The organism is Dyadobacter luticola (assembly GCF_005860805.1).
GTDB classification, from domain to species: domain Bacteria; phylum Bacteroidota; class Bacteroidia; order Cytophagales; family Spirosomataceae; genus Dyadobacter; species Dyadobacter luticola.
Genome location: NZ_VCEJ01000002.1, coordinates 1,124,340 through 1,136,929, shown reverse-complemented (window position 1 = coordinate 1,136,929; position 12,590 = coordinate 1,124,340). Strand labels below are relative to the sequence as shown.

Sequence of the window (12,590 nt, the reverse complement as noted above, 5' to 3'; positions counted from 1 at the left end):
AACCTCTCTCATCATTTTAAAAGGAACCGGTTTTATCCGGGCAAGTCTGTCAAAGACGACGCAAGCAAAAAACTTTGCTGTTTTCTATAAACTAAGGTGATGTCTGACCACAAATACGGGTTCTTGCGAACCTAAGATTAGTCAAGGACTACAACTATGTAATCGCAGATTAACACTGTGCCACTTTTTGTTGTGGGTTGCTGGCGGTCAGAAATGGTCGCCATTTTTTTTGATCAGCTTTTGGTGTACTTTTCCTTTTCGTATTGCAGTACACCCAGTTTCCGCCCATCCCCGATGCCCGTATTTTTACAGAAGCGGTTTGCATTCCTGTTTCTTTTCGTTCTGGCCTCCTCTCCGGGAGCAGCGCAGTTTGAACACTGGCTCAATAAAAAACACGCTGAGCGATATTCGGACATGCGGAACTTTATCGATCACAATGTCAATCACATCGATACTGTCACTACGAATGAATCCATCGCAAAAATCAGGTCGCAGGCGGCCAGGGCGGGCGATGATGAGCTGCTGCTGGAAGCCGATTACATTCACATTGCCATGCTGACATCGGTACCGGGCATGAAGCCTGGCAAGGTGATCAACGAATTGAATGCCCTGATCACGAAGGCCGATCAGCAGGAAAACCAGCAAATGCAGATCCGGGCGCGGGTACAGCTGGCGCACGTTTACTGGTATTTTACCAAAAATTACGAAAAGGCATTTGAGCTGTTTTTCGACATTCACAAGCGTCTGGCCCATATTTCGGGCAAAGAGCTTCCTGAAAAAGCCGTGATCCTGACACGCATCGGCGAATCTTATTACTTTTTTGCCAACTATAAAAGTGCCATTACTTTTTCCAGGGAGGCTCTCAAAGCCGAAGTGATCTTTGAACATCTTGGCGTGCACAACATTGCGATGAACACCATCGGGTTGAGCTATATCAAGGAAGGAATGCTGGATTCCGCTGATTTTTATTTTCAAAAAATCATTGAGAATGTTAAGCTGGGCGATTATAATGTCTGGAAGGGCATCGCGCAGGGTGACCTTGGACATACAGCCTATCTGCGCGGCAACTACGAAAAAGCCCTCCCTCTGCTCCTAAGCAGCGTGAATCAGGCAAAGCTGATCGGTGATTTTGAGCAGGCAGCAGGCTCGATGACCCGCATCAGCGACATTTATTTCAGGCAAAAAAGGTTCGCGGATGCGGCCGTCGCCATGAAAGATGCGCAGGGGTTGATCAGCCGGACAAACCCGCCGAAAAAGTCGGAGCAGCTCTACCAGGTTTTTGCCAAAGTAAATGCCGCGCAGGGAAATTTTGACCTGACGAATACATACCTCGATTCTGCCAATCAGCTCCACGATAAGCTGGCCAAAGAGTTTAATTCGATTCAAATGCTGCGTGCATCGGAGCGCTCCAAGTTGCAGGAGCACCGGGCTACCCTGGAAAGCATCGCGGCGGAGCAGCAGATCAAAACCCTGGAACGCAACATTCTTTTTATACTGATCATTCTCCTGATCGTTCTTGCGCTGTATTTTTATAAAACCTACTATTACCAGGTGCGCGAAAAGCAGCGCCGCTCCGAGGACCAGCTCAAAAGAGCGGAGCAGGAACTCAATTTTGCCACCCAGCAGCTGGAAGAATTCACGCGCAGTATCTCGGAGAAAAATCAACTCGTGGAAGAACTTACCGCGCGCTACGGGATGAGCGCCAATGATCAGGCTGTGGCGGAATTACAAAAAATCACAATCCTCACCGACGAGCAGTGGGAATATTTCCGCCGGCTTTTTGACAAAATACATGTGGGATACCTTTCGCGGCTGAGGGAAAAATTGCCGGGCCTTACCCCTGCCGAAACCCGGTTTATGGCGCTCGCCAAACTTAATTTGGGATACAAAGAAATGGCCAGTACTTTGGGAATTTCCGTGCAAAGTGTGCGGGTTATCCGCCACCGGATCAGGAAAAAGCTGAACCTTCCAGAAGAATCAAACCTCAATGATGTGGTCGGTTCCATCTAAGAGAAAACACTTACGCAAAATTCTCGCGCGTCAACCGCTTGTAAATCAATACTGAACAAATTGGAATGTTTTTGAAATGCCATTAATTCAGGATTTCACAAAGCTATTTCTACATTTGAAAACACAAACGCATTTTACTCAACGTTTAAGCTTACGTTAAATCCTCCTCCCTAAAATTCGGTGCGCCCACCTTCTATGGTGAAGCGCACCGGATCAGTTCAGGCCACGATCTTCACCGCCTGACGCGCAATCAAAATCCACTTGCTTCCCTGCTTCTGCCATACCTGCAAAACTTTGATATTAGCCGTGCCCGGTCCCTTTCCGGCATCGTTGGTTTTGGCTGTCAGGATGTGACGCACGATCGCTGCATTACCCACCACTTTGATCGTTTGCTCGGTCAGTTCCATCGTCACAAAATCGTATTTCAGGCTCATTAGCGATTCAACAAAAGTTGACTGATCTTCCACCATACCATTGGAGTGCCCGTAGCTAAGCTCCTTTGCAGAAATTTCTTCCAGTCCTTTTTTGGTCGGCTCCACCAGCAGCACCCGCAGCGACTCGACCGCCTTGGCCACATCCGCCTCGTCTTTGCTCTGCGCAAAGCTCAGCGTCGCGCTCATCATGAGTGAAAACATTACCAGTACCCCGCTTTTGAAGCTCAGTTTCATCGTTTCTTGATTTTAGTTAAATATTTAATGCTGTTTATTCCTGAGATAAAAACGGTTTTGAGCGGCTTGTTTACTTATAAAGCACCACAACTTCTGCTAAAAACGCGATCATTTAAACCTTTCCTGCCTGAAACCCTCTAAAACACATTGCGGCAGTTTTGCCGGAAGTCCAGAGAACCTAAAAACCGATCGTTATGAAAAATCCAAAGAGTTTCAGAAACCATATCCTGGCAGCGACATTCCTGCTATTGTCCATGGCATCCTGCGTAGTGAGGCCCGCAGCTCCAAGACCTTCGCCGCCACCGGTTAGAGTGGAAGTAATACCTCGCCAGCCTTCGCCCCAGCATCACTGGGATCCTGGTCATTATGTCTGGAAACGAGGACGCTACGTGTGGGTAAGAGGAAGATACAGGAGATAGTACATTTAAAAAGGGAGATACATTCGCAAAGTATCTCCCTTTTTAAATGTAAGTATTTAGCATTTTCATTTTTGTTTGCGTAAACATTTATAATCCGAATATTTGTAACTTGTTCAACACAAATATTTTCCCTCAGGCCGTGAAAAAATTTTACTTCTTACTCCTTCTCGCCGGATTTATTTCCTGCAAAAAAGACAAGGAAACCGCCCCGGACCTCTCTTACCTGGAAAGGCAGCAGGCACCATTCGGCTCCCGCGGCGCGGATGTGAAGTTGCAGAAATTGCTGTATAACAATCGGTTGCTGGCAGAATACGTTTACGAAGGAAATTATCTGAGCCAGGAATTGCGCTATGCTGCATTTGAAAAACCGGCGCATTTTGGTACCGGCAGCTTCACCCGCAACGCCGGTATCCCAACTACCTACAAGGTCATTTCTGCCAGTGTTTCACCAGAGGGCGGCTCGGTCTCACCCGATTTCAAACCATTTTACAACCTGACCTTCGAGGCGCCGGCTAATGATTCGGTCAGAAAGCTCACCGAGGAGTATTTCACCTATCCGCAATTGTACAACCGCATTTACTTTTTCGACGATAACGGATACATTATCAAGCAGGTGATGACCGCCAAAAATGCGCCGGGAACAGATTACAGCGCCACCTATACCCGTGACGCTCAGCATAATGTCATTGAAAGCGCCAGTACCATCTATGACCAGAATGGCATGACGGGCATTATCAAATATGAGTATGACAACCACCCAAATCCTTTCTTCCACCTCGGAATAGACTGGCAGGGACAAATGTCGGTCAACTCTTTTAGCCCCAACAACATTGTGCGCGAAACCCGCGTCGCTACAAACGGCTCGGCTTACCACGTCGACTATACCTACGAGTACCTGCCAAACGGCTACCCAAGCAAAGTCACCGTCAAAAGTGATTCAGCCGGAGGGACGGTTTATACATTAAATTTTGTGTATTGATGCGGCTTAAACGCCGAACTGGATTCTTTGAAAGTTAAAGAATAAATCCACTGTTATGAAAACAAGCTCCTTTCTGGTATTTGTCTTAATGTCACTGGCATTTTCATGCAAGAAAAAAAATCCTGAGCCGGAATGCGGCTGCGATGGTAAGCCTTTTAAGCAAGTTGCAAACCTGGAAGCCACATATCATGGTCACGGAAACTTTACCATTTACGACACCAGTGATTCAACATCTGCAAGAACCGGTGCAGTAGCCTGTGAAGTCGACTCAACCTGGCAGAAAGCGGAAAATTATAAGGTTAGGAATTACATAATCAGCGGAGATCTGAAATCAACCTGCTATTCTGGCGAGTCGCTCGTCGCGATTCCGCCTTACATCACGATCACATCAATCACCAAAAAGTAAGTTTACATTAAAGCGAAGGAAAAAACCTTTTCTCAAAGCAAACACTATTTTCCACGCCCACATACTGACCATAATTCTCCGTCACCTGGTAACCGTTTTTCTTGTATAGCGCGATGGCTTCGGTTTGCCTCGCGCCGGTTTCCAGGACGCAGCGTGAGTAGCCCAGTTCTTTTGTCCAGTTTTCCAGTTCAGTGAGCATTTTAGAAGCGATACCTTTATTGCGTCCTTGCGGCGTAACGAACATTCGCTTCACTTCCATGGCGTCCTCGCCGAAAGGTTTGATAGCGCCGCAGCCGATCGCAATATCATTTTCATAGAAAACAACGACGTGCCGGATCTTGTCGATCTTGTTATACTGCGAGTAAAAGGCATGCTCATCGCCATCCGTGACGGCCAGGTAAGCGTCCAGCATTTTCACCAGGGCGACGAAGTCGGGGTTTTCGGAATCTGTTCTTTTAATGGTATTCATGGAAATTATCTCAGTTCATCCAGCTCGACCACCTTAGGTGTCCTGGTCAGAAGATGTATAATTGTCCAGGCGACCAGGTAGGTGAATCCGCAGATCGTAAAGATAATGTTATAGCCCGCCTGAATGTTCCCCGCAGCTTTGTAATTATCGAGCAAATTCCCGATCAGTATCGGAAAAAGTATACCGCCCACCGCGCCCGCCATCCCGCCGATGCCGACTACCGAGCTCACTGCCTGTTTCGGAAATAAATCGGAAGGTAAAGTAAATACATTGGTGGCCCAGGCCTGGTGCAATGCCACGGCAAAACTGATCAAACCAACTGCTGCCCAGACGCCGTCGGCAAACTGGATCGTGATCACGGATAATTCGAGACAAGCGAAAGCCAGTAATACCGCTTTCCGTGCTTTCAATGTCGGCCAGCCTCTTTTGATCAGCCAGGATGAAAGGTAGCCGCCGCCAATACTTCCCACGGTTGTGGCCGTGTAAATCAACATCAATTCGAGGCTTGGTTTTTTCAAATCCAGGTTAAATGTTGATGCAAAATAAGACGGCAGCCAGAAAAGAAAAAACCAGTAAATCGGGTCGATAAGCCCTTTTCCGGTAATATATGCCCAGGTTTGGGGAAATGTAAAAAGCTTGATCCACTTAATCGGCTGCTTCTCGGCTTCATTTTCATCCTGATCCTGGCCGCTAGTAATGTGGTGCAGCTCCTCGGCAGTCAGTCGTTTTTGCTTGGCAGGAATGTCATACAAAAGCAACCAGAAAATAAGCCACACAAAACCCAGAGCACCGGTAATCCAGAAAACTTCCTGCCAACCATAGCTTGTCAAAATCCAGGGTACAAGGATCAGTGCCACCACGACGCCAATGCTGGTACCTGCATTGAAAAGTCCCGTCGCTAGCGCGCGCTCCTTTTTGGGAAACCATTCTGCTACCGTTTTCACGGCCGCAGGATAGTTACCCGCCTCACCCAATCCTAATCCGATACGCGCCAGGCCAAAACCAAAAGCACTCCGCGCCACCGCGTGCAGCATACCGGCAATGCTCCAAAAAATAATGGTAAACGAGTAGCCCGCCTTCGTACCGATTTTATCAATCAACCAGCCGAAAACCAGCAAACCCAGCGCATAAGCCGCTGTAAATGCCATCACAATCCGCGCAAAATCGGTTTCTGTCCATACAAATTCTTTTTCCAGGATCGGTTTCAAAAGTCCGATGATCTGGCGGTCGAGGTAGTTGATGGTGGTTGCCGAAAAAAGCAGGACAACGATGATCCAGCGGTAATTTTTGATCTGGCCCATCACATGGAGAGTTTTTGCACAAACTGCTGGAAGTGACTTCGCAACTCATCCCAGTTTTTTTCCTGTATCAGTTTCTTGTCAAAAAGCTGCCCGCCGATTCCCAGCCCGTTTGCACCCGCTTTCAAAAAAGCCGACATATTTTCCAGACTTACCCCGCCCGTCGGAAGTAGTTTCAGTTGGTTCATCGGCGCTTTCAAATCTTTAATGTACTCAGGACCAAGGGACGTAGCAGGATAGATTTTCACCATTGTGGCGCCGAGGGTCCAGGCATTGTAAATTTCGGTGGGCGTAAATGCGCCGGGAAAAATCGGAATGTTCTTTTTTACGCAGGACTTAATCACTTTTTTGCTAATTACCGGCGTGACGATGAATTGCGCGCCCGCTTCCAATGCAGCGTCCAGGTCGTCTTTGGTACACACTGTACCGGCACCAATGTTCAGGCCTTCTCCCTCATTTTCAATCGCATACCGGATCATTTCCGTCGCTCCTGCAGTGTTCATCGTGATTTCGACGGTGGTTAAACCTACTTCACGGAATATCGGGAGAATTTGTTTCAAATCTTCCAATGCCACATTCCGGATAATGCCGACGAGCGGTGCCTTCGCAAAAAGCGCCTCTGAAAATTTACCTTGACTCATAATTCCAATTTTGATTTCTGGTGTTCGAAAATGCGGATATGTCCCGTCATAGCGGCGATATCTACGATTTCCGATGAAATGATTTTCGTATTTTCTGCCAGGCCCAGCTCGCTGATGCCTGTTTGATATAGTTCAAAAAGATTGTTTCCGCTGCATAAAGCAAATTCCTTCCCGCGCTCACCCATCAGGTACCGCAGCTCAGAGCCGATCAGCACGCCGCTGAGGTACATGGCGTTCTGCTTTTTGCTCATCACATTAAAAAGCTGGTTGGTCCTGACCGTAAAAAGGGAATTTAAAATAAACCCTGAACCCGATTCCCGCACCCCGGCACGAAACGGTTCCCAGTCACTTTCACTCAAATCCGCCAGCTGTTCCAGGTCCACGGAATCTTTCAGAATGCTCTGAGTCGCCATGAGGTTGAAAACTTCTCCGGTCATAAAGGTTTTGAAATCAACCAGCTGGCCGCTTTTTACATACATGTGCTTGGAATGCGTACCCGGGAAAATAAAGATCGATTCCTCCTGGCTGGCAAAATGTACAAGCTGATGCAAGCCTACCAGCTGCGTTTCTTCGCCGCGCATCACATCCTGACTGCTCCGCGCGCCGGAAATAATGATGATTTCATTCGGAAATGCAGGCTGTGACTCGATAAACCGCGTGAGCACATTGCTTCCGTCGAGGTCAAATGGCACATTGGCGTACGGAATTTCCAGCATGCCAATCGAAGAAGAGGCCATGCCCGAAAGTACGATCGGCACGCCGGTCAAGTCTATTTCCAGGTCGCGGGAAAGAAAATCGACCTGCTCTTTTAAATGTTTTTTGAAAAATTCTTCCCTCGGCATCAGCTGAATTCCCTTTTCCCGCCACACATTGAAAGTATCCCCGACACCATTTTTGGAAACGATTTCACCGACAATGCTTTGGTCCGGCAAATGGACAAGTCTCAACCGGAAAGACGACGTCCCCCAGTCACAGCTAAGCAGATATTTTTTCATAGATCGATTGTTAGGTGTTGGCTGTCAAGGTAATGCAAATGCTACATAAGTGCCGCCGGGTTTCAGTCCATACCTCGTCCCGCCGGCCGCTATCGCAATGTATTGCTTCCCATTGACCATATAAGTAACTGGTGTGGCAAAGCCTCCAGCCGGAAGTTTATACTGCCAAACCACTTTTCCGGTTTTGGTATCAAATGCTCTCAGATGCTGGTCATAAGTGGCGGCGATAAACAGCAAACCACCTGCCGTCACGATCGGCCCGCCGTGATTTTCGGTCCCGGTTGGCGGCACGCCCTTTTTGGTCAGCTCTGGATATTCTCCCAGTGTTACTTTCCAGAGATACTCACCCGTGTTCATGTCTACCGCATTCAAGGTTCCCCACGGCGGTTTCATGGCAGGATAGTCGTCCTGGTCGCGAAACTGCACATTGCCATTGTTGACGTAAGGCACCGAAAATGGAAAACTTTCCTTCTTTTCAGCCACCTCTGTTTTCTGGCTGTGAATGTCATTCGCGGCCGGTTTGGCCTCTATTTTCAATAAAAAATTGATGATCTCATTCCGGTTTTCTTTTGAGATATGCTGAAAAGAAGGCATCCGTCCGCGACCTGTTTCAAGCAGCGCACCAATCTGCTCCCGAGACATTCTCTTCCCGATGTCAGTCAAAACCGGATAAGCCTGAGCCGAAGCCGACGCATTTTGTGCGCCATTTGCGTGACAGGCCGCACAATTGGTATTAAACAAAACCTGCCCCTTCGACATTTCAGCGCCGGATTTCTCTTTCGCATCCCGCATTTTGAGCCACCAGAGCATGTTGTTACCATTCACATACATCACTCCATTTGGATCGGCAGCCGTGCCGCCCCACTCCGCGCCTCCCCCGATTCCATACAATAAACCCCCTACCAGATCCGGCGGCGTGTTTTTCGCGCCCTTATTGCTTTGATTATAGCGGTCGAGCACGTAAGCATGCGCTTCGGGTGTACGCGTAGTAATGTTGTCTTCTGTCAAATTTTGATAAGCAAACGGTGCCGGCTTGGAGGGTACCGGCTGCGTCGGCCAGGGCTGGTCGCCGGGAAGGATATTTCCTTTGGGCGTCGGGACTTCCTTTACAGGAAAAAGCGGCTTGCCGCTGTCGCGGTCGAATATAAAAATAAAGCCGTCTTTGGTAGCCTGCGCCACGGCGTCGATCGTCCGCAATTTGCCATCCGGACCTTTTTGTTTCACCGTGATCAAGTTGGGCGGACAAGGAATGTCGCGGTCCCAGAGATCGTGGTGCACGGTCTGGAAATGCCATTTCCTTTTCCCGGTAGCTGCATTCAGGGCAATCACGCAGTTGGCAAAAAGATTCGTCCCGATCCTGGATCCGCCATAAAAATCAACGGACGGCGAGCCTGTTCCGAGAAATACCATCCCACGCTTTTCATCGATCACCATACCCGCCCAGCAATTCGCACCGCCGAGCTTTTTATACGAATCTTTCGACCAGGTTTCATAACCATATTCCCCCGGCAAAGGAATCGTCCTGAAAACCCAGGCCACTTTTCCGGTGCGCACATTAAATGCGCGAATATGTCCCGGCAAGGCATCGCCTCCCTCGGAAACCGATGACCCGGTAATCAGTAAATCTTTGTAAATAACACCCGGAGAGGTATTTCTGATGTTAAAATTAATTGGGTCGTAACCGTACGTTTTTTCATCACCCAGTCCACCGTGAAAATCCACTTCGCCATTTTTACCAAAACTGGAAACCGGCTTGCCATCGACCGCATTAATTGCGTGAAGCGTTGAACCTGCGGTAAATAAAATGCGCTTATCATCCCCGTCGGCCCAATAAACCACTGCGCGCGCCGGATGAAACCGGGGTCTTTTTCCTTCAAAAGGATCAAATTTCCAAAGCTGCTTGCCTGTCGCAGCATCGACGGCGAAAACTTTCAGTTGCGGCGTGGTGCCGTACATAATGCCGTCGATGATGATCGGCTGACATTGCAGGTCCATGCCGCGCTGGGTGGTATCCTTGTTCTCGCCGGTATCATACGTCCACGCCAGTTGCAGGTTTTTTACATTATCCTTATTGATTTGCGTCAACGAAGAATAACGGTTTCCAGCATTATTACCGCCGTAAACCGGCCAGTCTTCACCAGGTTTTGCAGGATTGGAGCGGGTAAGTTTCGCAAACTTGCCCAGCCTCTTTGCCGCGCCACCAAATAAAAGCACCGCCAGAAGCAGCGAAAGGAACAACAGGTAATTTTTCTTCATCCTACCTAGTCAGCACATTGATTACCAGTTATGTATAGAACCATCCGGCGCTTTCAGGATCGGATGCGGGAATTTGGTTTTTTCTTTTACCTCCATCACAAAAGTGGCCTTCTTAGGATCAAACTTTACGCCCAAACCCGGTGCATCATTGAGATACAGCTTGCCATTTTTGAAATTGATAAAATCCTCATTGAAATACGGCGGCCGCTCAGGTTCGCCCCCGCCCAGTTCCATCATCGCCCGGGCCGGACTGCTCGAACCCAGCACGTGCACCAGCGTAGCTGTGGAAAGCGGCCCTGTAAAATGCGGAATCATCCCAACATAATGCGTTTCACACATCGACGCCAGCTTTTTGAATTCCCCGATTCCGCCGGTATTCGGCAATGTAAACCGGGTGTAATCGATCCAACGTTTTTCGATAAATTCATTGGAATCCCAGCGGTCGCCAAACTGCTCACCTACCGCGATCGGCACCTTGGTCATCGCGCGGACCTGCTGATATACCGCCGGATTTTCTGATCGTACAATGTCTTCCACAAAGTAAGGTTCGGTCGATTCCAGCGCAGAGCAGATTTTCAACCCGTCGGTCAGATCAAAACGTGTGTGCAGATCCACCGCCCATTTTCCGCCGCCACCCACTGCCTCGTCGATTCTTTTGCAGAATTCGATCGTCTTTTTAACATTCTCATAAAAATCAAAAGGCTCCTCGCCGCTGCCGCCTGTGGGGCCGATCCGGTAGGCGCGCAAACCTGCCTCAATGCAGTCGCGGGCACGTTCTTCCTCGGTTTTGGCTTTGGATGCGCGGAAACCGGTGGCGTAACATTCCACGTAATCGCGGGTTGCGCCGCCCAACAATTCATACACCGGCACATTCAGCGCCTTGCCTTTGATATCCCACAAAGCCATTTCAAGCGCGCCGAGCGCGTGCAGCTTTTCGCGTCCGGGCGGATAAAACATCCCGCGATACACATTCTGCCAGATATGCTCAATGCGAAAAGGGTCCTCCCCGATCATCATTTGCGCACATTGCTCGATCATATCCTTGGAGCCGCCTTCGCCGATCCCGATAATGCCGCCGTCGGTTTCGATCTCCACGATTCCGCGCGCCTGGTTGAAAAGCGGCTTGTTATAACCCGGTGCCGCATAGTACCGGATTTTGGTGATCTTCATCTTGGACGCCGCCTCGGCTTTGATCAGCGGAAATTCTGCCGCGATGGCCGTGGAACCCAGCAAGGCAGTTTTAATAAAATTTCTTCTTTCCATAATAAAAAAGTAGCCCCCGGCGGAGCATTTGGGTTAGGATCGCATTCGGGAATTCTTTACAGAATACCTTATTATTTTACAAAAACATTTTGGGGTGAATTATACTTTAATCGATTAAGCTAATTTGAAAAAAATATTATTTCACGAGCCACTCACTCTTGGCTTTTGACGATTCGCGGGGAATCAGGCGGGCTTCCATGAGAATTTGTTTCATACCTTCTTCCGGATTTTTCAGGTTTTTCAAAAGGTATTCGACGGCGGTTTTCCCCAGGTTTTCCAGTGGCTGCCGCATAAAAGTGATCGGACAATAATACAAGTCAAAAACCTCCGCCTGCCCGAAACTGACAATCGCCAGATCGGAAGGCACTTTCACTTTCAGCTCATTGAAATATTTTAAACCATTGATTGCCAGACCATAAGTGGCAAAAATAATCGCTTCGACCCGGTGCTCCGATTTCATGATCTCGTCGATTGCCACTTTCACTTCCCGCTCCATCGCGTCGAACTTCACTTCTTTCAGCCAGCTTTTCTGGAATTCGATCCCATTGTCGGCGAGCGCGTGTTTATAGCCGCGGATCCGCTCTTCCATGTGGTACATGTTTGATTTATAGGCCATTAATCCAATTTTTTCATAACCTCCGCGGATCAGGTGAAGGCCGGCGTCGTAGGATGCCTTGTAATTATTCGTCGCTACAAAATCCGTTTGAATGTCAGGGAAATGCCTGTCCAGCAGCACAAAAGGGATATTTCTTTCTTTCAGATACTTCACCTGGTTCTCGGAACCTTCGCACGACACAATGATGAAACCGTCTACCTGCCTGTTGATGAGCACATTGATCATATCCCAGGATTTGTCGGCATTCTCGTCGCAGCTGCCGATGATCACCGTGTAACCATTGCGCTTTGCCTCGTCCTCCACCACCCGCGCAATGTTAGCAAAAAATGGGTTGGAAATATCCGCAATGATCAGCCCGATCGTATGCGTTTTGCCGCTTCGCAAACTCTTCGCCAGATGGTTTGGCTGATAATTCAATTCCTTCGCTATTTCCCTGATTTTCTTGGCAATAGCCTCCCCAACCCGCGTCTCCTTTTCCTTCCCGTTGAGCACATAACTGACCAATGCAGTGGATACGCCAGCCTTTTGGGCTATATCTTTCAGGGATGTTTTTTTCATGGTTTCGGAACG

12 protein-coding genes are annotated in these 12,590 nt (G+C 48.6%); 4 read left to right on the top strand and 8 right to left on the bottom strand.

Going from position 1 to position 12,590, the window contains the following annotated elements:
- Positions 1–294: 294 nt before the first annotated feature.
- On the top strand, positions 295–2,010 hold the full coding sequence (locus FEN17_RS04865) for a helix-turn-helix transcriptional regulator (protein ID WP_138364156.1): 1,716 nt from the start codon (positions 295–297) through the stop codon (positions 2,008–2,010).
- A 218-nt stretch (positions 2,011–2,228) separates the two neighbouring features.
- On the opposite strand, the gene FEN17_RS04860 is transcribed toward FEN17_RS04865, so the two are convergent.
- Positions 2,229–2,678: a nuclear transport factor 2 family protein gene (locus FEN17_RS04860; protein WP_138364155.1), complete on the bottom strand. Its 450-nt coding sequence runs from the start codon at positions 2,676–2,678 to the stop codon at positions 2,229–2,231.
- A gap of 194 nt (positions 2,679–2,872) precedes the next feature.
- Between FEN17_RS04860 and FEN17_RS04855 the strand changes: the two genes are divergently transcribed.
- From FEN17_RS04855 to FEN17_RS04845, 3 genes are all read left to right on the top strand, one after another.
- Positions 2,873–3,097: a hypothetical protein gene (locus FEN17_RS04855; protein ID WP_138364154.1), complete on the top strand. Its 225-nt coding sequence runs from the start codon at positions 2,873–2,875 to the stop codon at positions 3,095–3,097.
- A gap of 139 nt (positions 3,098–3,236) precedes the next feature.
- The gene (locus FEN17_RS04850) at positions 3,237–4,076 is read left to right on the top strand and encodes a hypothetical protein (RefSeq protein WP_138364153.1); all 840 of its coding nucleotides are present in this window, start codon (positions 3,237–3,239) and stop codon (positions 4,074–4,076) included.
- A gap of 55 nt (positions 4,077–4,131) precedes the next feature.
- Complete coding sequence (locus FEN17_RS04845) at positions 4,132–4,482, top strand: hypothetical protein (RefSeq protein ID WP_138364152.1); 351 nt, start codon at positions 4,132–4,134, stop codon at positions 4,480–4,482.
- A gap of 7 nt (positions 4,483–4,489) precedes the next feature.
- Here the strand turns inward: FEN17_RS04845 and FEN17_RS04840 are convergent, their stop codons facing one another.
- The 7 genes from FEN17_RS04840 to FEN17_RS04810 all read right to left on the bottom strand — a co-directional run bounded on the left by FEN17_RS04840 (position 4,490) and on the right by FEN17_RS04810 (position 12,578).
- Positions 4,490–4,951 carry a GNAT family N-acetyltransferase gene (locus tag FEN17_RS04840; RefSeq protein WP_138364151.1) on the bottom strand — a complete coding sequence of 154 codons (462 nt, stop codon included), beginning with the start codon at positions 4,949–4,951 and terminating at the stop codon, positions 4,490–4,492.
- 5 nt (positions 4,952–4,956) lie between these two features.
- Positions 4,957–6,252 carry an MFS transporter gene (locus FEN17_RS04835; protein WP_138364150.1) on the bottom strand — a complete coding sequence of 432 codons (1,296 nt, stop codon included), beginning with the start codon at positions 6,250–6,252 and terminating at the stop codon, positions 4,957–4,959.
- Positions 6,252–6,890: a bifunctional 4-hydroxy-2-oxoglutarate aldolase/2-dehydro-3-deoxy-phosphogluconate aldolase gene (locus tag FEN17_RS04830; protein ID WP_138364149.1), complete on the bottom strand. Its 639-nt coding sequence runs from the start codon at positions 6,888–6,890 to the stop codon at positions 6,252–6,254. Before FEN17_RS04830 ends, FEN17_RS04835 begins: the two co-directional genes overlap by 1 nt.
- On the bottom strand, positions 6,887–7,885 hold the full coding sequence (locus FEN17_RS04825) for a 2-dehydro-3-deoxygalactonokinase (RefSeq protein ID WP_138364148.1): 999 nt from the start codon (positions 7,883–7,885) through the stop codon (positions 6,887–6,889). The genes FEN17_RS04830 and FEN17_RS04825 overlap by 4 nt, the downstream gene beginning before the upstream one ends.
- Positions 7,886–7,909: 24 nt before the next feature.
- Positions 7,910–10,141 (bottom strand): outer membrane protein assembly factor BamB family protein, encoded by a 2,232-nt coding sequence (locus tag FEN17_RS04820; RefSeq protein WP_138364147.1) that lies wholly within the window; start codon positions 10,139–10,141, stop codon positions 7,910–7,912.
- Between the two features lie 21 nt (positions 10,142–10,162).
- Entirely contained in the window at positions 10,163–11,404 is a 1,242-nt protein-coding gene (locus tag FEN17_RS04815) for a mandelate racemase/muconate lactonizing enzyme family protein (protein ID WP_138364146.1), read from the bottom strand.
- A gap of 136 nt (positions 11,405–11,540) precedes the next feature.
- Positions 11,541–12,578, bottom strand: coding sequence for a LacI family DNA-binding transcriptional regulator (locus FEN17_RS04810; RefSeq protein ID WP_138364145.1), 1,038 nt, complete (start codon positions 12,576–12,578; stop codon positions 11,541–11,543).
- Positions 12,579–12,590 lie beyond the last annotated feature (12 nt).

What these genes read in the sequence shown, in the direction of transcription:
- FEN17_RS04860 (WP_138364155.1), bottom strand. Translation starts at nt 2,678, where the DNA reads ATGAAACTGAGCTTCAAAAGCGGGGTACTGGTAATGTTTTCACTCATG.
- FEN17_RS04825 (WP_138364148.1), bottom strand. Translation starts at nt 7,885, where the DNA reads ATGAAAAAATATCTGCTTAGCTGTGACTGGGGGACGTCGTCTTTCCGG.
- FEN17_RS04835 (WP_138364150.1), bottom strand. Translation starts at nt 6,252, where the DNA reads ATGGGCCAGATCAAAAATTACCGCTGGATCATCGTTGTCCTGCTTTTT.
- FEN17_RS04815 (WP_138364146.1), bottom strand. Translation starts at nt 11,404, where the DNA reads ATGGAAAGAAGAAATTTTATTAAAACTGCCTTGCTGGGTTCCACGGCC.
- FEN17_RS04840 (WP_138364151.1), bottom strand. Translation starts at nt 4,951, where the DNA reads ATGAATACCATTAAAAGAACAGATTCCGAAAACCCCGACTTCGTCGCC.
- FEN17_RS04855 (WP_138364154.1), top strand. Translation starts at nt 2,873, where the DNA reads ATGAAAAATCCAAAGAGTTTCAGAAACCATATCCTGGCAGCGACATTC.
- FEN17_RS04810 (WP_138364145.1), bottom strand. Translation starts at nt 12,578, where the DNA reads ATGAAAAAAACATCCCTGAAAGATATAGCCCAAAAGGCTGGCGTATCC.
- FEN17_RS04845 (WP_138364152.1), top strand. Translation starts at nt 4,132, where the DNA reads ATGAAAACAAGCTCCTTTCTGGTATTTGTCTTAATGTCACTGGCATTT.
- FEN17_RS04865 (WP_138364156.1), top strand. Translation starts at nt 295, where the DNA reads ATGCCCGTATTTTTACAGAAGCGGTTTGCATTCCTGTTTCTTTTCGTT.
- FEN17_RS04830 (WP_138364149.1), bottom strand. Translation starts at nt 6,890, where the DNA reads ATGAGTCAAGGTAAATTTTCAGAGGCGCTTTTTGCGAAGGCACCGCTC.
- FEN17_RS04820 (WP_138364147.1), bottom strand. Translation starts at nt 10,141, where the DNA reads ATGAAGAAAAATTACCTGTTGTTCCTTTCGCTGCTTCTGGCGGTGCTT.